The organism is Leisingera sp. SA215 (assembly GCF_055902035.1).
The window spans coordinates 151,432-172,176 of sequence record NZ_JBVVXU010000010.1; the positions used below are offsets into that span (position 1 = coordinate 151,432).

Sequence of the window (20,745 nt, forward strand, 5' to 3'; positions counted from 1 at the left end):
GGCCTGTCCCGCACTTTGGGCCTTTCTGCGTGCCCGCCCGCCGGGGTGCTGCTCGGCTCAATCTGCAAACAGGTAGCGGGCACCGGCAATCTGCATGGCTTTCTCCTCGGTCAGACCCAGGAAGCGGCGGAGCTGGTCTGCGTTCTCCTCCGGGCTGTTGGTTTCCCGTATCTGGAACAGCTGGCTGAACCCGGCATCGCGGATGCGGTCGATTTCATACAGGATGTCGTTGCGGATTGTCGGCAGCAGACGCTCGAGGGTCAATTGCGGTGTGCGTTCACCCGCCAGCCCGACCCGCTGCGCGTGGCCGGTCAGATAATCATCGCTGAACTCGCATTCGATCTGCAGGAAACGGGTCGAGGAACGGTCGGAATGGAAATCATTCATCAGATCGACGGCGCCGGGATCCAGGCAGATGAGCAGCTGATCGGAATCGTAGTATTCGAACAGCATCCGCATCAGCGCACGACGGTGGCGGGTGCGCTTCATCAGCGCAGCCTGGATGCCGCCGAGATCGGGCAGCGGTGTGTCTTCTTCGTTGAACAGATATTCGATGGCCGGGATATTGGTCACCTGGCGGATCTGCTCCAGCAGCCGCTTGGCCACGTGCCATTTCTTGCAGATCACGATCAGCAGCTCGCGCTCACGCCCCAGCGAGCTTTCAGTCTCCCAGAACCGCGGTGCGAACCGGCGTCCGATCCGGCCCCGCTGGGACAGGAATTTGTACAGGCTGCGCCCCTCGTTAGAGATCTGGAAGTCGACGCCCTGCGCTGCATAAAGCCGCCCAAGCCGCGACTTCAGCTCTGTCGCTTCCGGGCTGATCTTGCGGGCGAACAAAAAGTTCTGGCTTAGCAGCAGGTCGTAATGGTCATTGTGGAAATTCACTGGCATCCCGTAATCGGTGAACATCAGGAAGGTAAGGGTGCGGGGCTCGATCTCGCCTTCCGGGATCAGGTGGCGCACCAGAGTCTGAAAGAAGGTTTCATCCGGGATCCAGGTGGTGCGGAAGAACCGCATCACATCGCGGCGTTTGCGGGTGAAATCCAGGATCCACTCCACCGTGCGGCGGCGCAGGCACCACCACTGGCTGCCGATCTGAACCTGGATATCTGCCGGCACCTCGCGCTGCAGTCCCAGGTGTTTCTGCAGCCGATGGCTCCAGTCGAACAACTGCTTGTGCTTACGCTCGTTGAAGAAGTGTCGGTAGATCAGCCGGTCCTCCTTCATGCCGGTCTTGATCCAGTCGCTGTCAAAGAAATCGAAGCTTTCGATGAAATCCTTGTCATGCTGGTCGAGGAAGCGGTGGGCGTATTCTGCCGTTTTCACCGCCATGCAATCGCCCGACAGCATGTAGAAATGAGTGGCGCGGGGAAACTCCTCCACCGCGCTGCGCAGCGCGTGCAGCGTCGCCTCGACCAGCGACCATTCCCCCCAGCCGCATTTGATCCGCTTTCTGGCAAAGGTCACATTGGGGTTGTCCGCCAGCTCAGCCCGGATCGACTGGTAGTCTTCCGGCGCCGCCCGCCCGTCAAAGTGGATCGCCATGTAATCGCCGGCCGCAGTCAGCCGCTCAGCCTGCTGGATGATCGACCCGGGGTCCTTATGGCAGAGCAGAATATATGCGATTTTTGCCATGATGCGGACGGATTGCCTTGTTTTGCCTGATTGTTTCCCTTGATAAGCGGGCTTAAGGCACGAATAAACCAGATAGTTCCCGTTTCGGTAAACATATGCGAATACTGCCGGGACCAAGGCAAGAATTAATAAGAGGGCAGCGGATGGGGTTCCCCGGCACCTGGATGACGGAAAGTGAAAGTGTGGTCTACCGGGTGGTGCCGAAATGCGCCTGCTCGACAATCGGGCAGATCCTTTATTACTCCGATCACGGGGCGTTCTTTGACGGCGATATCCACGACGCCAAAGAGGGCCTGCACAAATGGGCGCTGGAACACAGCCAGGGGCCGATCACCCGCAATGTGCAGGGACACCGGTCCTACGCCTTCACCTGTGTGCGGAACCCCTATGCCCGCGTCCTCAGCTCGTTCTTTGACAAGATCTGCGGCATCCAGCGAAACGGGCGCCGCTACCGCGGCAATCTGGTGCCCAAGCTGGCCTATGAATACGGGGTTGAGGTCGGCGGCGAAGACGGTAAGCAGGACTTCGACCAGATCGCCAGCTTCCGCCGGTTTCTGCTGTTCGTGCGCGACACCATCCGCTGGCGCCGCCCGATGGACCCGGACATTCACTGGTCGGCGATGTCGGGGCATGTGTCCACCTTCATCCTGAACGGCGGACGCTACAACCGGATCTTCTGGACCGAAGATTTCAACGCCGGCATGCAGGGAGTGCTGGATGGCATCGAAACGCCGCATGCCGTGGACCTGAACGCGATCCCGCGCTTCAACGAAAGCGAAGGCCACGGCCCCAAACGCGCGCATCCGGTTGAGGATTATTTCGACGATTTGTCGATGCATCTGGTCTACGAGATCTACAAACGCGATTTTGAACTGTTCAAGTACGACGTCCAGAACCCGGCCAACAAGATGCCGGTCGGGGAGATCGACCTCGACGAGGTGCACGCCAAACTGGGCGAGTAGGTGTGGTGCAGGAAGCCGAGGGGTACTATCCCGTTTCCAGCCATACCAAATGGATGGAACTCAGGGACTTGGTCTTGACGCTGGACACCGCTGACAGGCCTGATTTCCGGTCTCGTTGCATAGTCAACGGATACGTAGGCGGCTGGGACCGCGAATGGTACTACCATTTTTCCGACGGCGGCTTTTCGGATTTGGAATGGGTGGAATTGGGTGGCAGCTGCTTGGCTGATGCCGTCTTTCAAAGACGGCTCGAGCAGATTGGATTGGCTGGGCAAGCCGAGGGTAATGCAGTGCGTATCTTTGGCTTTGTGAAATGCGGCACCCCCGTGGAAAAACTGTCCTTCCCCAAATCATTTTGAGTGTTGAAAGATGCGTGGCTCCCGCGCCTTCGCGCAGCATCAAAGATGCAGCTTAAAGCCTTGGGCCGGGCGCCGCTGGCGCGGCGCGGGCGGGTGCCTCATCTGGCAGAGCAGCTTCTCCTTTGCCGAAATACTCCCGCCGGAGGCACGCCGTGCGCCAGCACGGCGCCACGCCCAACGCCGCGCGGCGTGCTGGCGTCAGCCAGCGGGCCTAAGCGGGGGCGGGAGGCCTTTGCTTATGCAGAATTCGCCAAGAAGCGGTTCAGGGGCATGTCTGCCGCTAAACGCGCCTTTTTCGTTTTATGGCTCCTGAAACCACGCCAAGGGCAAGCCGCTGTGCCGCCGCGCGCGGCGCGGCCCTTGACCCGGTTTCAGGCGCGGCAGGTCAAAAGAAAACCACTCAGGCGGCATTGCTTCAGTCTTCGCCGGGCAGTGCACGCACTGCACCTTTTGCAGCTGAAGTTGCCAGCAGGCCGTAGGCCCTCAGCGCTTTGGACACCTTGCGCTTGCGCGGCGCGGCCGGTTTCCAGCCAGCTGCATCCTGCGCCTCACGCCGCGCCGCCAGTTCCTCGTCCGCTACTGCCAAATGGATCGAGCGGTTTGGAATATCGATCTCGATGGTGTCGCCCTGGCGCACCAGGCCGATGGTGCCGCCTTCGGCTGCTTCGGGCGAGACATGGCCGATCGACAGCCCCGAGGTGCCGCCAGAGAACCGCCCGTCCGTCAGCAGCGCGCAGGCTTTGCCCAGGCCTTTCGACTTCAGGTAGGACGTCGGGTAGAGCATTTCCTGCATGCCCGGACCGCCGCGCGGGCCCTCATAGCGGATCACCACCACATCGCCTTCTTTGACCTTGCCGGTCAGGATGTCGTTGACCGCCGCATCCTGGCTTTCGCAGACATAGGCTGAGCCGGTGAAGGTCAGATTGCTTGCGTCGACACCGGCGGTCTTCACAATGCAGCCGTCCAGCGCAATGTTGCCGAACAGTACCGCAAGGCCGCCGTCCTGGCTGAAGGCGTGCTCCTTGGAGCGGATCACACCGTTTTCACGGTCGTCGTCCAGCTCTTTGTAGCGGTTGGACTGGGAGAACGCCTGCGTCGTGCGCACGCCCCCGGGGGCTGCCTTGTACAGTTCCTCGGCCTCGGGGTTGTTGGCAACCTTGATGTCCCATTTGGCAATCGCCTCGCCCATGGTCGCGGTATGCACGGTGCTGCAGTCGTTATGCAGCAGGCCCGCGCGGCTTAACTCGCCGAGGATCGAGAAGATGCCGCCGGCCCGGTGCACGTCTTCCATATGCACATTGGCAGTGTTCGGCGCGACCTTGCACAGGCAGGGCACCTTGCGGCTGAGCTGGTCCATGTGGGACATGTTGAAGTCGACTTCGCCTTCGTTGGCGATCGCCAGCAGATGCAGCACGGTGTTGGTGGAGCCGCCCATGGCGATATCCAGGCTCATCGCGTTTTCAAACGCCTCGAAGGTGGCGATCTCACGCGGCAGCAGGCCCTTTTCCTCGCCTACATAGTGGCGCTTGGTGATCTCGACGATCTTGCGGCCGGCTTCCAGGAACAAATGCTTGCGGTCAGCATGCGTAGCCAGGGTCGAGCCGTTGCCCGGCAGCGCCAGGCCCAGGGCCTCGGCCAGGCAGTTCATCGAGTTGGCGGTGAACATGCCCGAGCACGACCCGCAGGTCGGGCAGGCGTTCTCTTCGATGTGCTGGACCTGCTCGTCGGTGAATTTGTCATTGGCAGCGGCAACCATCGCGTCCACCAGGTCGATCTTCTTCATGTCCAGATCGGCAATGTCGATCTTGCCCGCTTCCATCGGGCCGCCGGAGACAAAGATTGCCGGAATGTTCAGGCGCATGGCGGCCATCAGCATCCCCGGAGTGATCTTGTCGCAGTTGGAAATGCAGACCATGGCATCGGCGCAATGGGCGTTGACCATGTATTCGACGCTGTCGGCGATCACCTCGCGCGACGGCAGCGAGTAGAGCATGCCGTCATGGCCCATGGCGATGCCGTCATCCACCGCGATGGTGTTGAATTCCTTGGCCACACCGCCGGCCGCCTCAACCTCGCGGGCGACCATCTGGCCCAGGTCTTTGAGGTGCACGTGGCCGGGCACGAACTGGGTGAAGGAGTTGACGATGGCGATGATCGGCTTGCCGAAATCATCATCCTTCATGCCGGTTGCGCGCCACAATCCGCGTGCGCCCGCCATGTTGCGGCCATGGGTGGAGGTTCTGGATCGGTACATTGGCATCAGGCTATATCCCTTAGTCTTTGCCCTCAGGGACACGATTTGCGCAACAAAGGCAACCTGCCGGGGGGCTGTTCGATAATTTTGGCACAGTTGGCGCCGGATTTCAGGGGTGAAATGTCTCTCCTGGCGGGCTGTCAGGCGCGCACCGGGGCGGGTTCGGGGGCTTTCAGCCAGTGATTCACCGCCAGCCCCAGCACCAGCGCCCAGAACGGCGCGCCGATTCCAAAGAAGCTGATGCCGGACACTGTGATCATGAAGGTGATCAGTGCCGCCTCGCGGCCCTTGGCGTCCGACAGTGCGGCAGACAGGCTGTTGCCGATGGTTGAGAGCAGCGCAAGTCCCGCGACGGCGGCCACCAGCGCCTTGGGTGCGATCAGGAACAGGCTGATGACGGTTGCGCCGCCCAAGCCGACCAGAATGTAGACCGCGCCGGTCATGACGCCGGCGAGATAGCGGGTGTCCGGGTTCTCATCCGCCTCCGGTCCTGCGCAGATCGCGGCGGTAATGGCGGCAAGATTGAAGGCAAAGCCGCCGAACGGGGCGAGGATCAGCGAGGCCAGGCCGGTTACAGTCAGGCTGGCGGAAACCGGTGCCTGATAGCCGCAGGCCTTCAGGGCCACCACACCAGGCATGTTCTGCGAGGACATTGTGACGATATACAGCGGCAGCCCGACCCCGATCAGCACGGGCAGCGAGAAGGCAGGCATCACAAACACCGGGCGCGCCAGCGTCAGGTCCAACACCTCAAGGCTGCCAAAGGCGCCGGAGCCTGCGCAGCAGGCCACCCCCGCCGCCAGCACCGCGGGGATACAGTAGCGCGGGAACAGTTTGCGGCCCAACAGGAAGCTGAGGCCCATCACCGCCACCAGCGGGGTGTCCGTTTGCAAAGCGGTGAAGGCAGAGAGCCCGAACTGGAACAGGATACCGGCGAGCAAGGCGCTGGCCAGTGTGTCGGGGATCAGCCGCGACAGGGCGGAAAACCAGCCGGTAAGGCCGGTAAGGGTCAGGAGCGCGCCGCAGAGCAGGAAGGCGCCGATTGCTTCGGCAATGGGCACACCATTCAAACTGACGGCCAGCAGCGCCGCGCCGGGAGTGGACCAGGCGGTCAGGATCGGCATCCGGTACATCACCGACAGGATCAGGCAGGTTACGCCCATGCCCAGTCCAAGCACCAGCATCCAGCTGTTGGCCTGGGCCTGGGTGGCGCCGGCCGCTTCGATCGCTTGAAAGATGATAGCGACCGATCCGGTGTAGCCCACCAGCACGGCCACTGCGCCGGAGACAAGATGCGAAAGTTTCAGCTCCTTGAGCATGCGGGTTTTCCTTTGATGCCGGATCGGCTAGGGATATTGTGCGTTATAGCGCACAATACACACCGTGCGTTATAACGCACAAGTGTTTTTTGAGCGGCGGAACTTATGAGCGATGAAACCATCACCCTGAACCTGCGGGACATCCGTGCGGCGGCTGGGCTTAGCCTCAGCAAGGCAGCGGAGGCGACCGGCGTCAGCAAGGCAATGCTGGGGCAGATCGAGCGCGGCGAATCAAGCCCGACGATTGCCACCCTGTGGAAGATCGCCAAGGGCTTTCACCTGCCGCTGACCGCGCTGATCGGCGAGGCAACGCGGCCCGTGGGCCAGGCTGAGGGTGTTTATGAGACGGTGCAGTTCCCCGGCAGCATCGCGGTCAAGATGGTGTTTCCCTTTGATCCGCTGCTAGGGGCTGAGACCTTTCAGGTGACGCTGCAACCGGGGCAATGCCACCAGTCCCAGCCCCATGATGCCGGTGTCACCGAGGAGGTCTTTGTGCTGCAGGGTCAGATGGAAGTGCTGCGCAGCGACAGCTGGACCCCGCTGGACAGCGGTCAGGGGCTGCGCTTCGCCGCCGATCAACCGCATGGCTACCGCAGCGGCGGCAGCGGCGCGGTGTTCCTCAACATGCATCACTACCGTCAGGCGGTTCTGCCGCAGCCGGGGTGACATCCTTCACTTGTGCATCGCCGGCGTGCGGCCTACCAAGTGACCGTGACATTGAATTGAAGCCGTTTCCCGGAAAGGTCTTGTATGGATACGCTGCGCGGTAGCCTGTTGATGGCGCTGGCCATGGCTGCCTTTGCCCTGGAAGACATGTTCATCAAATCCGCAGCCCGCAGCCTGCCAGTGGGGCAGATCCTGATCCTCTTCGGCCTGGGCGGCATGGCGGTCTTTGCCGCGATGGCGCGTGCGCAAGGACATGCCCCGTGGCATCCGGGATTCAGCACGCGCCCGATGCTGCTGCGCTCTGTTGCGGAGGTGGCGGGGCGGCTGTGCTATACGCTGGCGATTGCGCTGACGCCTTTGTCCTCGGCCTCGGCCATTCTGCAGGCAACGCCGCTGGTGGTGGCGGCGGGCGCGGTGGTGTTCTTTGGCGAGACGGTAGGCTGGCGGCGCTGGCTGGCGATCGGGCTGGGGTTCGTGGGCGTGCTGCTGATTCTGCGTCCGGGCCTGAGCGGGTTTGAACCTGCCTCGCTGTTTGCCGTTGCCGGAACGCTGGGGTTTGCGGGCCGGGATCTGGCTACCCGCGCGGCGCCCAAGGACATGAGCAACAACCAGCTGGGCTTCCTCGGTTTTGCCATGCTGGCGTTTGCCGGTGTGATCGCGCTGGGCTGGACCGGCGGGGCGGTTTGGCCCGCGCCGCGCAACTGGTTGCAGATCACGGCGGCCACGGCGATCGGCGTCATTGCCTATAACGCGCTGTCCGGTGCGATGCGGGCGGGGGAAATCGCGGTGATTGCGCCGTTCCGGTACACTAGGCTGATCTTTGCCATGGTGCTGGGGGTGCTGGTATTTGGCGAGCGGCCCGATGCGCTGACCCTGATCGGCAGCGCAGTGATTGTCGGCAGTGGTGTTTTCACGCTGCTGCGCAGCCGGAAGCGGTGACGCGCGCCTTGCGCCCGCCGCCGCGCCGCCTTACATCTGCCTCCCATGGCCAAGAAGAAGCAGACATCCGATCCGAATTACAAAGTGATCGCCGAGAGCCGGCGGGCACGGTTCGATTACGCGATCGAAGACGATATCGAATGCGGCATCATGCTGGAGGGGTCCGAAGTCAAGGCGCTGCGCGGCGGCGGTACCAACATCGCAGACAGCTATGCTGCGGTGGAGAATGGCGAACTGTGGTTGGTGAATGCCTATATCCCGCCTTACGAACAGGCCAAGGTCTTTAAGCATGAAGAGCGCCGCCGCCGCAAGCTGCTGGTGTCGCGCAAGGAGCTGTCGGATCTGTGGAACGCCACCCAGCGCAAGGGGATGACCCTGGTGCCGCTGGTTCTGTATTTCAATCACAAGGGCCGGGCCAAGATAAAGCTGGGCATCGCCAAGGGTAAGAAAAACCACGACAAACGGGCGAGCGAGGCCAAGCGCGACTGGTCCCGCCAGAAGCAGCGGCTTCTGAAGGACGCGCGCTGACCAGGGGAGGGCGCTGCCCTCTTGGCCGGGCGGCCGATTCACCCTGAGTATGTCCACCAGAAAGAAGCCGGGATCATGCGCCTGCCGGCTGGCACCGTAGCCTGAAGCGGCGCTGCGGGCATTCTGCCTGTCACGCCCGCCGTGCCCCTCGATACGGGAAACATGACCTGTCACGTCCTCGCCGGGCTTGATCTTGACGGGCGCTGCGATTGTGCTGCCGGTCTCAGGTCAGGATCCCACTGTGCAGCAGTTGCACCAGCTAGGGGGTGCCTGTGAGGTACTGAGCGATGTTGCCTTTCCCGAGCAGCCGCCTGTGCGAAGCGGAAACAGGGCCGGTATAGACAATCCGAAGGGTTTCGACCTCCAGCAGCGGTTGCAGCGTTCCGGCGGGCAGGCCGACTGCCCCCCAGACCGAGAGGTGCTCAGACTGTGTCAGCCGGGTCAGCGGGGTAAACTCGGACACGCGGACAGAATCAAGGCTGAGCCGCTTCAACTGCGGCAGACGGGCGAGCGGTGCAAGGTCAGGCGCTGTGATGTTCACCAAGGCCAGCTTTTCAAGCTTTGGCAGCGCAGCGAGAGCCGACAGGCCGACACGGTACTTGAACGGCAGCCCGGCCATCAGGGTAAGATCGGCCTGCTCAGTGAACTGGTTTGGTTTCCGCAGATCCGGTGTGTGGTTTCCAATCCGGGTCTTTGCCGTCAAGTCGTTGCTGCCAATGTATGTTTTGCCGATCTCCATGCATTCCGCGCGCAAGGCGCCGGGGTTGAATATGCCCGCTGCAATTAGAAAAGCTGCAAGGAAGCTGTGAAAACCGGGCCTGCAACGGGCCTTTGCGATGAAATGCTGAAATTGGGGCCCATGCTGTTAACGTCCTGGTAACGGCTCGCGGGAATTTTGGAACCGCAGGCAGAGGGCGCCGCGGCCTTGCGCCGCTGTGCCGCCAGATGTACCCATAGCGCATGCGCAGAAAGGGAGACGCTTTGATGCAGGATGATCCAAAGACACTGGTTTCCACCGACTGGCTGGCCGCCCATCTGAAGGATCCGGATCTGCGGGTGCTGGACGCTTCCTGGTACTTGCCGCAGGAAGACCGCGATCCCAAGGCGGAATTTGACGCGGCCCATATCCCCGGCGCGCGCTTTTTCGATATCGATGATGTTTCCGACCACCGCTCGGACCTGCCGCATATGGTGCCGCCGGTTGAAAAATTCATGTCCCGCCTGCGGGCGATGGGCGTGGGCGACGGCCACCAAGTGGTGGTCTATGACGGAGCGGGCCTGTTTTCCGCCGCCCGCGTCTGGTGGCTGTTCCGCCTGATGGGGCAGGCCAATGTTGCGGTGCTGGATGGCGGTTTCCCGAAATGGCAGGCCGAAGGCCGCCCGGTTGAGGACCTGCCGCCGGTGATCCGCGACCGCCATATGACCGTGCGGGTGCAAAACCACATGGTGCGCGATGTGACACAGGTGTCTTCCGCGGCCAAGCTGGGCGACCATGAAATCATCGACGCCCGCGCCGCCGCGCGGTTCCGCGGCGAGGTGCCGGAACCGCGCGAAGGCCTGCGGGCGGGTCACATCCCTGGTTCGAAAAACGTGCCCTTCGGCCGCCTGCTGAATGCGGATGGCACCATGAAGGATGCAGAGAGGCTGCGCGCCGAATTTACCGCAGCCGGTGCCGATTTGAACAAACCTGTGATTACCACCTGCGGTTCGGGTGTCACCGCCGCCGTCCTCAGCCTTGCATTGGAGCGCATCGGCAAGACCGATCATGCGGTCTATGATGGCTCGTGGGCGGAATGGGGTGCCTTCCCGACCCTTCCCGTTGCTACCGGAGAGAACTGATGTTCGAGACCCTGAAACCCCAGCCCGCCGACAAGATTCTGGCGCTGATGCAGATGTACCGCGACGACCCGCGCGCGGACAAGATCGACCTTGGCGTCGGCGTCTACAAGAACGCCGAGGGCGTCACCCCGGTGATGCGCTCGATCAAGGCGGCCGAGCACAAGCTGTGGGAAGAGCAGACCACCAAGGCCTATGTCGGTCTGGCCGGCGATCCGGCTTATGGCGACGCGATGGTCAATCTGATCCTGGGCGATGCGGTAGCGCGTGAAAATATCGCGGCGGCTGCGACCCCCGGGGGCACCGGGGCTGTGCGCCAGGCGTTTGAACTGATCACTATGGCCAATCCCAAGGCCCGGGTGTTCGTTTCAGACCCGACCTGGCCGAACCATGTGTCGATCCTGAACTATGTCGGCATTGAGGCCGTCACCTACCGTTATTTCGACCGCGACACCCGCGGTGTGAACTTTGACGGCATGATGGAAGACTTGAAGGGCGCTCAGAAGGGCGACGTGGTGCTGCTGCACGGCTGCTGCCATAACCCGACCGGCGCCAATCTGAACGAGCACCAGTGGAAAGAGGTCATCGCGCTTTTGAACGCGCGCGGCCTGATTCCGATGATCGACATCGCGTATCAGGGCTTTGGCGACGGTTTGGAGGAAGATGCCAGGGGCGTGCGCCTGGTGGCCGCGGGCTGCCCCGAGGTGCTGATCGCGGCCAGCTGCTCCAAGAATTTCGGCATCTACCGCGAGCGCACCGGCCTGTTGATGGCGGTGTCGAATGACGCGGGGGCGCAGGCACTGAATCAGGGCACCCTGGCGTTCCTGAACCGGCAGAACTACTCCTTTCCGCCGGACCACGGTGCGCGTCTGGTGACGATGATCCTGAACGACGAGGCCCTGCGCACCGACTGGGCGGCAGAGCTGGAAGAGGTGCGCCTCGGCATGCTGGACCTGCGCCAAAGCCTTGCAGATGAGCTGCAGCGGCTGACCGGCTCGGACCGGTTCGGCTTCATCGCCCAGCACCGCGGCATGTTCTCGCTCCTGGGTACCACGCCGGATCTGGTCGAGAAGATGCGGCTGGACAACGGCATCTACATGGTCGGTGACAGCCGCCTGAATATCGCGGGCCTGAATGCGCAGACCGTTCCGTTGCTGGCTAAGGCAATCGTCGACGCCGGCGTCTGAGGCCGCCGCCAGAACATCCCGAAACGCGCTCCTTTCAGGGGCGCGTTTTTCTTTTGCGGGCTGCAAATGCACAGACGGCGCCCCATGAAAGCGCCGTCCTTTTGTTTCAATGCCGTGCAAGGAGTCAGCTGGGTGAGAACTCCGGATAGGCCTCCATGCCCAGTTCTGCCATGTCCAGCCCGTTGACCTCATTCTCTTCCTCCACCCGGATGCCTGTGGTGGCCCGCAGGATGATCCACACTGCGGCCGAGGCGGCGATGGTGAAGATCCCCACTACGGCAATCCCGGTCAGCTGTTTCAGCAGTGTCGCGTCGGGGTTCGACAGCACGACCGCAACAGTGCCCCAGATACCGCAGAACAGATGTACCGGAATGGCGCCCACCACGTCGTCGATCTGCAGCTTGTCCAGGAACGGCACCGCAAAGACCACGATCACCCCGCCGATGGCGCCGATCAGAGTGGATAGGCCCAGGCCCGGAGTCAGCGGCTCGGCGGTGATCGCCACCAGGCCCGCCAGCGCACCGTTCAGGATCATCGTCAGGTCCGGCTTGCGGAACAGGAGCTGGGTCAGAACCAATGCGGCCACCGCGCCGCCCGCTGCAGCGGCATTGGTATTGGCGAAGATCCGGCTGATGTCAGCTACATCGCCAATCGAACCCATCGCCAGCTGCGAGCCGCCGTTGAAGCCGAACCAGCCCATCCACAGGATGAAGGTCCCAAGCGTTGCCAGCGCCAGGTTGGAGCCGGGCATCGGAATGGTCTTGCCGTCCTTGTACTTGCCAATGCGCGGCCCCAGGATCAGCGCTCCGGTCAGCGCGGCCCAGCCGCCCACCGAATGCACCACGGTCGAGCCCGCGAAATCCAGGAAGCCCATCTGCTCCAGGAAACCGCCGCCCCATTTCCAGCTTGCCTGGAACGGGTAGATCACCGACGTCAGCACGATGGTAAAGATCAGGAAGGGCCACAGCTTGATGCGCTCTGCCAAAGTGCCCGAAACGATCGAGGCAGTGGCGGCACAGAACATCAGCTGAAAGAAGAAATCCGAGCCGGTCGTGGCATAGGAATAGTCGTCGGCACCTTCCGCGGTGATCCCGACCGCCTCCAGCACGCCGGGGCCAAAGACACCGGACAGCACGCCGTCGACCGCCCAGTTGCCCAGCGGATACATCAGATTATAGCCAATCAGCCAGTAGAACACGGCGGCCAGGGAAAACAGCGCCATGTTCTTGGTCAGCTGCATGGTTACGTTCTTGGAGCGCACCAGGCCGGCCTCCAGCATGGCAAAGCCAGCAGCCATCCAGAACACCAGGCAGCCGCCGATCAGAAACAGCAGCGAGTTCAGGATGAACACGGTATCGGTCGCGGGGTTCACGCCGGGGGCGGGGCCGTCCTGGGCCAGCGCCAGTCCCGGCAGCGCGGCCAGTGCCAGGGCCGCGAGGGGGAGTTTGAGGTTCTTCATAGGTCTTTCCTCCATGCCGGGCGCCTTACAGCGCCTCGAGGTTGGTTTCGCCGGTGCGGACCCGCACGGCCTGTTCCACATCCAGAACAAAAATCTTGCCGTCGCCGATCCTGCCCTCCCCAAGTTTTCCGGTGCGGGCGGTCTCGGAAATCGCGCTGATGGCCTGGTCGGCCTGATCGGCGGGCACCACCAGTTCCAACTTCAGCTTGGGGACGAAATTTACTTCGTATTCGGCGCCGCGGTAGATTTCCGTGTGGCCCGCCTGGGCGCCAAAGCCCTTGATTTCCGTGACCATCAGCCCGCTCACGCCAAGACCGGTCAGCGCCTCGCGGACCTCGTCCAGCTTGAAGGGCTTGATGGCGGCTATGATCATCTTCATCTCTGCATCCCTTGGTTTCCGCGCTGCTCCGGCCCTGTGCCGATGCATTGTGCACCTGCAGCAAAACCGCCGTCGCGAGCGGTGCAAAGCCCAAAGCCAGCAAGTTTCCGCGTGTCTTTCTGCGTGCGCACAATAATTTTGCGCCTTTGACCGGCTTCGCTTAAAAAACGGCCATCTGGCAAAGGGGGAAAGCCCGGGATTCTGCCCCTCTACAAACCGGGGCGCGCAGGGTATTGTCCCGGCAAACGGGCAATCCGGGCAGGACATGACGATGGCACAAGGATCCGGGCGCAAGCCTCTGGTGGCAGAAAAACGCTATTCCGCAGGCGGCAAGGGCAAGCCTTCCGCCGCGAAGAAGCCTGCGCGCAAAAAACCTGCACGCAAGGTTAAGCCCAAGAAGACCGGCCTGTTCGGCCTGTTCGCGCGTAAAAAGGCGCGGGCGAAACCGGCGCCGAAGAAACGCGGCTTCATCGGTCTCTTGCTGACGCCCTTTGTCTGGGCGTTCCGGCTGGTCTGGGGCTTTACCTGGCGGGTCGGCATGGTGGTCTGCCTGCTGGTCGGCCTGGCGGTGGCGCTGCAATATGCCAAGCTGCCCGAGGTTTCGGCCTATCTGGACGGGCGTGCGCGCGGGTCGGTCACCCTGCTGGACCGCAAAGGGGAGGTTTTTGCCTGGCGCGGCGACCAGTTCGGCGGGATCATCCGCGCTGATACGGTTTCGCCGCACCTGAAAAACGCGGTTGTCGCGACCGAGGACAAGCGGTTCTACCGCCACTTCGGCATTTCCCCGCGCGGCGTCGCCAGCGCCATCCGCATCAACCTGCGCGAAGGCCGCGGGCCGCTGTCGGGGCATGGCGGCTCTACCATAACCCAGCAGACCGCCAAGCTGCTGTGCCTGGGCCGGGTCTATGATCCTGCAGAATGGAAGAGCGAAAGCGCCTACGAGGCCGACTGCCGTAAGGGCTCCCTGTGGCGCAAGGGGACCGAGGCGATCTTTGCCCTGGCGATGGAAGCCAAATACACCAAGGACGAAATCCTCTCGATCTACATGAACCGCGCCTATATGGGCGGCGGTGCCTATGGCGCCGAAGCTGCGGCGCAGCGGTATTTCGGCAAATCGGCGAACCAGCTGAATCCGGCTGAGGGCGCAATGCTGGCGGGTTTGCTGACGGCCCCGTCGTCGCTGGCGCCGACCAATAACCTCAAGCGCTCGCAGGACCGCGCCGCTACCGTGTTGCGGCTGATGCAGGAGCAGGGCTACCTGACCACCGCCGAGATGCAGCGGAACCAGAACGACCCGGCAGTGCTGAGCGAGGCCGCTGCCGCACGGGCAGGGGGGTATTTTGCCGATTGGGTGATGGACACCATCCCCGATTTCCTGGGCGATCAGACGACGGAGGATGTAGTGATCCGCTCGACCCTCGATCAGCGCCTGCAGGGGGCGGCTGAGGAAGCGCTGAAATACATCTTTGAGAACAAGGTCCGCCCGGGCTCCAAGGCGCAGGCCGCCATTGTGGTGATGAGCGCCGATGGCGCGGTGCGCGCGATGGTGGGCGGACGCAAGACGCGGGTGAACGGCGTTTTCAACCGTGCAACCCAGGCCAAACGGCAGACCGGATCGGCCTTCAAGCCTTTTGTCTATGCCACGGCCCTGGAACTGGGATATTCGCCCTACGACCGGGTGCTGGACGCAAAATACTGCATGAAAATTCCCGGATCCGGCCAATGGTGCCCGGAAAACTACACCCGCAAGTTCTATGGCGAGGTGACCCTGGCGCGGGCGCTGCGGGATTCACTCAACGTGCCGGCGGTCAAGATTTCCGAAGCAGTGGGCCGCGACAAGGTGAGCCGTGTGGCGCGCGATTTCGGAATCGACAGCGACCTCGCGGCCGGGCCTGCGCTGGCGCTGGGCGCCTCGGAAAGCAGCCTGCTGGAAATGACCGGTGCCTATGCCGGGATTCTCAATGGCGGCTCTTCGGTGACGCCCTACGGTGTGTCCGAGTTGAAACTGGTGAACGACAGCGACGCGCTGATGGGCGCCAGCGGCGGCATCGGCGAGCGGGTGATCCGCCCCGAAGCGGCGCAGCAGCTGGTCTGGATGATGGAGAAGGTGATTGCCGGCGGCACCGGCAGGCGGGCGCAGATCCCGGGCTGGCAGGCGGCAGGCAAGTCGGGAACGACATCTGCGGCCAAGGACGCCTGGTTCATCGGGTTTACCGCTGAGTATGTGGCGGGGGTGTGGATGGGCTATGACGACAACACGCCGCTTTCAGGTGTGACCGGCGGCGGCCTGCCGGCCGAGATCTGGCGCGAGACCATGGTGCGGGTACACGATGGCCTTACCGCCAAACCGCTGCCGATGCTGGAACCTGCGCCGATCGCCCCGCCGCCGCAGCAAACCCGCCGCGAGCGCCGCCGCCAGGGGCCGCAATTGGGCAAGGAACTGGGCCGCGCGGTGGACAACATCCTGCGCGACATTCTCGGCAACTGACCAGTCAGGAAAACGGGGGGCTCCCGCTTGTCTCATGGTCCCCATGGGCCCAACGGGAGCGCAGCATCCAGGACGCTGCGGCGACGGGCGGGAGCTTTTGCGGTACGCAGAAAATGCCGGACCGCCAGCCGCAAAGAAAAAGGCCCCCGCAGGGAGCCTGTTCCGGAATACGCTGAGGCGTGAGCTCAGCTCAGCCGCTTCAGCTCGGCAATCAGCGCATCGATGTCGCCTTTATTGCTGTCCAGGATGGCGCCGATCTCGGTGCGTTCGGTCAGCAGAAGATTCACGCCTTCGATAAACATGTTGAAGAACAGATCCCGGCCTGAGCGGTCCGACACCAGGAAGGTCACTTCAAACGGCGACTGGCCTTTGAGGTAGGCAATAGTGCTCACCTCATACCATTTCTTAACTTTTTTGACGCCTTTGACTTCCAGCTTGCCGCCGATGAATTCGCGGAAGCGCTTGCCGTATTTACGCGAGATATAGCCCTGGAATGCCTTGGAAAAGGCCTTTTTCTGGGACGAAGACGCCCGGCGCCCGTCCACACCCAGCGCGTAGGCCGCGATATAGGAGGTGTCGCTGTAGCGCTGGAAGATCCGCTCGAACTCGCGGAACATTGCGGTCTCGCCCTTGCCGGAATCGATCACCCGGTTGATATCGCCAACCAGACTGTTGATCAGCGTGCTGGCGCGGTTCTCGGTCAGCGCCCACAGGGCTTGCGGTGCGGCAGCCAGCATGGCGCCAGCGCCTATTAGAAATTTGCGGCGGTCCATTATCAGAATCCTTCAGTGTTCAGTTCGAACGGATCAATCTCCTGGATCTCCTTTCCATCCCCCAGCTGGAACCTGCGGTTCTGCAGATAGATCAGGCGCGATTGCGCGTAGCTGTCGGCGCTCTCGTAGAGAATCGAGTCGATCGTATCGGAATAATTGCCACGATCGCCCATGCGGCGCACGATCTCAGCGTAAATCGTTATATTGTCGGCAGTATTCTGCTCGGCGTAACCCAGCGGGTTGGTAAAGAAATCGACGGCGACCCCAACGGCATCGCGGCTGGTGGAGGGGCCCAGCAGGGGCAGTTCGACATAGGCGCCTTCGCCGACGCCCCAGGTGTGCAATGTCTGGCCGAAATCGGTGTCGACTGCCGGCACATTGAATTCGCTGGCCGGATCGGCAAGCCCGGCAAAGCCGACGGTGGAGTTGATCACAAACCGCGAAAATGCGTTGCCGGCCAGTTTCAGATTGCCCTGCAGCAGCGCATTGATCATCTGGCCTGGCATCGACAGGTTTTCGGCGAAATGCGAGAAACTGGTCACCATCGGTGCCGGCACAACAGCCACATAGCCTTTGGACGCGGGGCGGAAGGCCAGGCGGTCAACGCCGCGGTTAAAGGCATGAATCCCGCGGTTGGTCCGCTCATACGGGTCAAAAACCTCGCCCGAAGCCCGTGCAACCGGATCCTGTGTTGCGCAGCCGGCCACGGCACCGGCCAAAATCAGCGCAGATACAAATTTCAGCGGTCGCAAAAGAAAAGGCATTCGGTTAAGTGTCCAATTGATGCTGGAACAGACGGCTGGGAGCGCAGATAAGGGTTCTTCAGCCTATTTCCAGTGCAATTACATTTATTCACCGGCTTGTGTCTGATCTGATACTGTCTCAGGCATGGCCGATGGCCCGGGAACTTCTATTGCAGACTGACCATGAATAAAAGCATTTATAAGAGCGGCTACGATGAGCTTCGTTCTGTGCGGCGGCAGAGCCGGGGGCTGTACTGGTTCACCGGGGTCTTCAGCTTTTTTGTGAACCTGCTGATGCTGACCGGGCCTCTGTATATGATGCAGGTCTATGACCGGGTGCTGGGCAGCCGGTCGGAGGCGACGCTGCTGGCGCTGTCCTTGCTGGTGGTGTTCCTCTACGGCATGATGGGGCTGCTGGACTACGCCCGCGGCCGGATCATGGCACGGGTCGGGGCGCGGCTGCAGGCGGCGCTGGACCACCGGGTGTTCGATGCGATGATCCGCCGCTCGGCGGTGGCGCCGGATCCGGCGGCGCAGACCGGGCTGCAGGATCTGGAAGCGGTGCAGCGGCTGATCTCCTCGCCGGTGCTGACCGCCGCCTTCGACCTGCCCTGGACCCCGGTGTTTCTGGCCGGCATCGCCCTGTTCCACCCCTGGCTGGGCCTGCTGGCGCTGGCGGGCGGCGCGGTGCTGGTGGGGATTGCCATCCTCAACCAGCTGTTCACCAGGGCGCCGCAGCAAAAGGCCGGCATGACCGGCCACAAGGCCAATCTGATGTCCGAGGAGATCCGCAACGAGGCTGAGATGATCCAGTCGATGGGCATGCGCGGCGCCTCGTTCCAGCGCTGGAAGCTGGCCCGCGATGCCGCCCTCGCGGACAGTGTGACGGCCAATGACACCGGCGGCGGCTTCACCACGCTGACGAAGACGCTGCGGCTGTTCCTGCAGTCGGCGATGCTGGGCCTGGGCGCCTATCTGGTGCTGCAGGGCGAGGTGACGCCGGGGGCGATGATTGCCGGGTCGATCCTGATGGGCCGGGCGCTGGCGCCGATCGAGCTGGGCCTGGGCCAATGGGCGATGGTGCAGCGGGCGCTGAAGGGCTGGCACAGCCTGGCCGAGCTGCTGAGCAAGGTGCCGGAGGAGGACGCGCGCACGGCGCTGCCGAAACCCAAGGCGCTGCTGGAGGTGCAGGGGATGGCGGTGGTGCCGCCGGGCAGCAAGACGCCGCTCCTGCGCAACGTCAGCTTCCGGGTGCAGCCGGGCCAGGCGATCGGGGTGATCGGGCCGTCGGGCTCGGGCAAATCGACCCTGGCGCGGGCGCTGACCGGGGTCTGGACGCCGGCGGCCGGCTCGGTGCGGCTGGACGGGGCGGCGCTGGATCAATACGCGCCGGATGTGCTGGGCGGCCACATCGGCTATCTGCCGCAGCGGGTGCAGGTGTTTGACGGCACCATTGCCCAGAACATCGCCCGGCTGCAGCAGCAGCCGGATGCCGAAAAAGTGGTGGAAGCGGCGCGCAAGGCCGCCGCCCATGAGATGATCCTGAAGCTGCCCGACGGCTATGACACCAAGGTCACCGCCACCGGCGGGCGGCTGTCGGGCGGCCAGTTGCAGCGGGTCGGGCTGGCCCGCGCGCTCTATGCCGATCCGGTGATCGTGATCCTCGACGAGCCGAACTCCAACCTCGACAACGAGGGCTCGATTGCCTTGAACCGGGCGATCAAGCAGATCAAGGCCGAGGGCCGCTCGGTGCTGATCATGGCGCACCGCCCGGCGGCGATCCAGGAATGCGACATGCTGCTGGTGATCGACAAGGGCACCCAGACCGCCTTCGGCCCCAAGGACAAGGTGCTGCAGGAAATGGTCGCCAACCATCAGACCATCCGCCAGGCCACTGGCACAGGAGGCGTGCGATGAACGGGCACAGCAACTGGCCGGCCCGGCGGCCGCTGATCATCGGCCTCCTGGCGCTGCTGGTGCTGGTCGGCGGCTTCGGCTCCTGGTCGGTGCTGTCGTCGATTTCCGGCGCAGTGGTGGCGACGGGCCGGATCGAGGTCGACCGCAACCGCCAGATCGTGCAGCATCTGGATGGCGGCATCGTTGCCGAGATCCTGGTCGAGGAGGGCGATACGGTGGCCGAAGGCGACACGCTGATCCGGCTGGATGCCAATGAGCTGACCTCGCAGCTGGTGATCACCGAGGGCCAGCTGTTCGAGCTGATGGCGCGCCGCGGCCGGCTGGAAGCCGAGCGCGACACCGCTGCCGCGATCCGCTTTGAGCCGGAACTGCTGGCGGCGGCGGAGCGTCTGCCGGATGTCAGCGATCTGGTGCAGGGCCAGCGCCGCCTGTTCGAGGCCCGCAACGACACCACCGCGCGCGAGATCGAGCAGCTGGAGAAGCGCCGCACCCAGATCCAGGAGCAGATCCGCGGCGTCAAGGCGCAGCAGACCTCGATGAATGTGCAGCTGGAGCTGATCGGCGAGGAGCTGGAGAACCAGCAGTCGCTCTTGGACCGCGGCCTGGCGCAGGCGGCGACGGTGCTGAACCTGCGCCGGACGCAGGCCGATCTGCAGGGGCGGCTGGGCGAGCTGGTGGCCTCGGAAGCGCAGTCCGAGGGGCGTATCACCGAGATCGACATCGAGATCCTGAAGCTGGCCACCAGCCGCCGCGAAGAGGCGATCAGCCGGTTGCGCGACCTGCGCTACCAGGAACTGGAGCTGGCCGAAAACCGCCGCTCGCTGCAAGGGCGGCTGGCGCGGCTGGAGATCACCGCGCCGGTCTCCGGCATTGTCTACGGGCTGCAGGTGCAGACGCCGCGCTCGGTGATCCGGCCGGCCGATCCGGTTTTGTACCTGGTGCCGCAGGACCGGCCGCTGGTGATTGCGGCGCAGGTGGCGCCGACCGATATCGACCAGCTCTACACCGGCCAGCAGGTGACCCTGCGGTTCTCGGCGCTGGACCAGCGCTCGACGCCGGAGCTGTTCGGCCATGTCACCCAGGTCTCGGCGGATGCCTTCGAGGATCAGGGCAGCGGGGTTTCCTATTACCGGGCAAGGATCGAGCTCAATCCCGGCGAGCGCGGCCGCCTGCCTGCGGGCACGGTGCTGATTCCGGGGATGCCGGTGGAAAGCTACATCCGCACCGCCGACCGCTCGCCGCTGGCCTATCTGGTCAAGCCGCTGGCCGATTATTTCAACAAGGCCTTCCGCGAAAGCTGA

The 20,745-nt window shown here is 63.2% G+C and carries 18 protein-coding genes; 10 read left to right on the forward strand and 8 right to left on the reverse strand.

Translation table 11 applies throughout. The features are described from left to right. Positions 1-57 precede the first annotated feature (57 nt). Entirely contained in the window at positions 58-1,635 is a 1,578-nt protein-coding gene (locus tag AC0KW6_RS13040; protein WP_474035079.1) for a DUF5928 domain-containing protein, read from the reverse strand. A 143-nt stretch (positions 1,636-1,778) separates the two neighbouring features. On the opposite strand from AC0KW6_RS13040, the gene AC0KW6_RS13045 reads away from it, so the two are divergent. Beyond that, the gene (locus AC0KW6_RS13045; RefSeq protein ID WP_323776314.1) at positions 1,779-2,597 is read left to right on the forward strand and encodes a sulfotransferase family protein; all 819 of its coding nucleotides are present in this window, start codon (positions 1,779-1,781) and stop codon (positions 2,595-2,597) included. A gap of 5 nt (positions 2,598-2,602) precedes the next feature. Beyond that, complete coding sequence (locus AC0KW6_RS13050) at positions 2,603-2,956, forward strand: DUF6678 family protein (RefSeq protein ID WP_474035089.1); 354 nt, start codon at positions 2,603-2,605, stop codon at positions 2,954-2,956. 415 nt (positions 2,957-3,371) lie between these two features. Here AC0KW6_RS13050 and ilvD read toward each other — a convergent pair whose 3' ends face one another. Together ilvD and AC0KW6_RS13060 are read right to left on the reverse strand one after the other, a co-directional pair. After that, complete coding sequence (ilvD, locus tag AC0KW6_RS13055) at positions 3,372-5,216, reverse strand: dihydroxy-acid dehydratase (protein ID WP_323776310.1); 1,845 nt, start codon at positions 5,214-5,216, stop codon at positions 3,372-3,374. A gap of 134 nt (positions 5,217-5,350) precedes the next feature. Continuing rightward, the gene (locus tag AC0KW6_RS13060; RefSeq protein WP_323776308.1) at positions 5,351-6,529 is read right to left on the reverse strand and encodes a benzoate/H(+) symporter BenE family transporter; all 1,179 of its coding nucleotides are present in this window, start codon (positions 6,527-6,529) and stop codon (positions 5,351-5,353) included. A gap of 105 nt (positions 6,530-6,634) precedes the next feature. Here AC0KW6_RS13060 and AC0KW6_RS13065 point away from each other — a divergent pair, with 105 nt between their 5' ends. The 3 genes from AC0KW6_RS13065 (at position 6,635) to smpB (ending at position 8,662) form a co-directional block, all read left to right on the forward strand. Beyond that, positions 6,635-7,195: a helix-turn-helix domain-containing protein gene (locus AC0KW6_RS13065; RefSeq protein ID WP_474035080.1), complete on the forward strand. Its 561-nt coding sequence runs from the start codon at positions 6,635-6,637 to the stop codon at positions 7,193-7,195. Between the two features lie 84 nt (positions 7,196-7,279). Further along, complete coding sequence (locus tag AC0KW6_RS13070; RefSeq protein ID WP_474035081.1) at positions 7,280-8,134, forward strand: DMT family transporter; 855 nt, start codon at positions 7,280-7,282, stop codon at positions 8,132-8,134. A 45-nt stretch (positions 8,135-8,179) separates the two neighbouring features. Beyond that, positions 8,180-8,662, forward strand: a complete 483-nt coding sequence (gene smpB, locus AC0KW6_RS13075) for an SsrA-binding protein SmpB (RefSeq protein ID WP_024091233.1) — start codon at positions 8,180-8,182, stop codon at positions 8,660-8,662. Positions 8,663-8,921: 259 nt separating this feature from the next. On the opposite strand, the gene AC0KW6_RS13080 is transcribed toward smpB, so the two are convergent. Next, the gene (locus tag AC0KW6_RS13080; protein WP_474035082.1) at positions 8,922-9,365 is read right to left on the reverse strand and encodes a hypothetical protein; all 444 of its coding nucleotides are present in this window, start codon (positions 9,363-9,365) and stop codon (positions 8,922-8,924) included. Positions 9,366-9,646: 281 nt separating this feature from the next. Here AC0KW6_RS13080 and sseA point away from each other — a divergent pair, with 281 nt between their 5' ends. Next, entirely contained in the window at positions 9,647-10,501 is an 855-nt protein-coding gene (gene sseA / locus AC0KW6_RS13085; protein WP_474035083.1) for a 3-mercaptopyruvate sulfurtransferase, read from the forward strand. Further along, complete coding sequence (locus AC0KW6_RS13090) at positions 10,501-11,685, forward strand: amino acid aminotransferase (protein WP_474035084.1); 1,185 nt, start codon at positions 10,501-10,503, stop codon at positions 11,683-11,685. The genes sseA and AC0KW6_RS13090 overlap by 1 nt, the downstream gene beginning before the upstream one ends. A 124-nt stretch (positions 11,686-11,809) precedes the next feature. On the opposite strand, the gene AC0KW6_RS13095 is transcribed toward AC0KW6_RS13090, so the two are convergent. Both AC0KW6_RS13095 and AC0KW6_RS13100 read right to left on the reverse strand, forming a co-directional pair. Continuing rightward, on the reverse strand, positions 11,810-13,144 hold the full coding sequence (locus AC0KW6_RS13095) for an ammonium transporter (protein WP_474035085.1): 1,335 nt from the start codon (positions 13,142-13,144) through the stop codon (positions 11,810-11,812). Between the two features lie 25 nt (positions 13,145-13,169). After that, positions 13,170-13,523, reverse strand: coding sequence for a P-II family nitrogen regulator (locus tag AC0KW6_RS13100; protein WP_024091228.1), 354 nt, complete (start codon positions 13,521-13,523; stop codon positions 13,170-13,172). A 271-nt stretch (positions 13,524-13,794) separates the two neighbouring features. Here AC0KW6_RS13100 and AC0KW6_RS13105 point away from each other — a divergent pair, with 271 nt between their 5' ends. Beyond that, the gene (locus AC0KW6_RS13105) at positions 13,795-16,011 is read left to right on the forward strand and encodes a transglycosylase domain-containing protein (RefSeq protein WP_474035086.1); all 2,217 of its coding nucleotides are present in this window, start codon (positions 13,795-13,797) and stop codon (positions 16,009-16,011) included. Between the two features lie 185 nt (positions 16,012-16,196). Here the strand turns inward: AC0KW6_RS13105 and AC0KW6_RS13110 are convergent, their stop codons facing one another. Together AC0KW6_RS13110 and AC0KW6_RS13115 are read right to left on the reverse strand one after the other, a co-directional pair. Next, complete coding sequence (locus AC0KW6_RS13110; protein ID WP_323776291.1) at positions 16,197-16,784, reverse strand: MlaC/ttg2D family ABC transporter substrate-binding protein; 588 nt, start codon at positions 16,782-16,784, stop codon at positions 16,197-16,199. Between the two features lie 2 nt (positions 16,785-16,786). Beyond that, positions 16,787-17,548: an MlaA family lipoprotein gene (locus AC0KW6_RS13115; protein ID WP_323776289.1), complete on the reverse strand. Its 762-nt coding sequence runs from the start codon at positions 17,546-17,548 to the stop codon at positions 16,787-16,789. A 162-nt stretch (positions 17,549-17,710) separates the two neighbouring features. On the opposite strand from AC0KW6_RS13115, the gene AC0KW6_RS13120 reads away from it, so the two are divergent. Then, positions 17,711-19,444, forward strand: coding sequence for a type I secretion system permease/ATPase (locus AC0KW6_RS13120; RefSeq protein WP_323776287.1), 1,734 nt, complete (start codon positions 17,711-17,713; stop codon positions 19,442-19,444). After that, positions 19,441-20,745 carry an HlyD family type I secretion periplasmic adaptor subunit gene (locus AC0KW6_RS13125; protein ID WP_323776285.1) on the forward strand — a complete coding sequence of 435 codons (1,305 nt, stop codon included), beginning with the start codon at positions 19,441-19,443 and terminating at the stop codon, positions 20,743-20,745. Before AC0KW6_RS13120 ends, AC0KW6_RS13125 begins: the two co-directional genes overlap by 4 nt.

Bases quoted from the DNA above. Each gene is read 5' to 3' on its own strand.
- AC0KW6_RS13040 (WP_474035079.1), bottom strand. From the start codon at position 1,635: ATGGCAAAAATCGCATATATTCTGCTCTGCCATAAGGACCCCGGGTCG.
- AC0KW6_RS13045 (WP_323776314.1), top strand. From the start codon at position 1,779: ATGGGGTTCCCCGGCACCTGGATGACGGAAAGTGAAAGTGTGGTCTAC.
- ilvD (WP_323776310.1), bottom strand. From the start codon at position 5,216: ATGCCAATGTACCGATCCAGAACCTCCACCCATGGCCGCAACATGGCG.
- AC0KW6_RS13060 (WP_323776308.1), bottom strand. From the start codon at position 6,529: ATGCTCAAGGAGCTGAAACTTTCGCATCTTGTCTCCGGCGCAGTGGCC.
- AC0KW6_RS13065 (WP_474035080.1), top strand. From the start codon at position 6,635: ATGAGCGATGAAACCATCACCCTGAACCTGCGGGACATCCGTGCGGCG.
- AC0KW6_RS13070 (WP_474035081.1), top strand. From the start codon at position 7,280: ATGGATACGCTGCGCGGTAGCCTGTTGATGGCGCTGGCCATGGCTGCC.
- smpB (WP_024091233.1), top strand. From the start codon at position 8,180: ATGGCCAAGAAGAAGCAGACATCCGATCCGAATTACAAAGTGATCGCC.
- sseA (WP_474035083.1), top strand. From the start codon at position 9,647: ATGCAGGATGATCCAAAGACACTGGTTTCCACCGACTGGCTGGCCGCC.
- AC0KW6_RS13090 (WP_474035084.1), top strand. From the start codon at position 10,501: ATGTTCGAGACCCTGAAACCCCAGCCCGCCGACAAGATTCTGGCGCTG.
- AC0KW6_RS13095 (WP_474035085.1), bottom strand. From the start codon at position 13,144: ATGAAGAACCTCAAACTCCCCCTCGCGGCCCTGGCACTGGCCGCGCTG.
- AC0KW6_RS13100 (WP_024091228.1), bottom strand. From the start codon at position 13,523: ATGAAGATGATCATAGCCGCCATCAAGCCCTTCAAGCTGGACGAGGTC.
- AC0KW6_RS13105 (WP_474035086.1), top strand. From the start codon at position 13,795: ATGGCACAAGGATCCGGGCGCAAGCCTCTGGTGGCAGAAAAACGCTAT.
- AC0KW6_RS13110 (WP_323776291.1), bottom strand. From the start codon at position 16,784: ATGGACCGCCGCAAATTTCTAATAGGCGCTGGCGCCATGCTGGCTGCC.
- AC0KW6_RS13115 (WP_323776289.1), bottom strand. From the start codon at position 17,548: ATGCCTTTTCTTTTGCGACCGCTGAAATTTGTATCTGCGCTGATTTTG.
- AC0KW6_RS13120 (WP_323776287.1), top strand. From the start codon at position 17,711: ATGAATAAAAGCATTTATAAGAGCGGCTACGATGAGCTTCGTTCTGTG.
- AC0KW6_RS13125 (WP_323776285.1), top strand. From the start codon at position 19,441: ATGAACGGGCACAGCAACTGGCCGGCCCGGCGGCCGCTGATCATCGGC.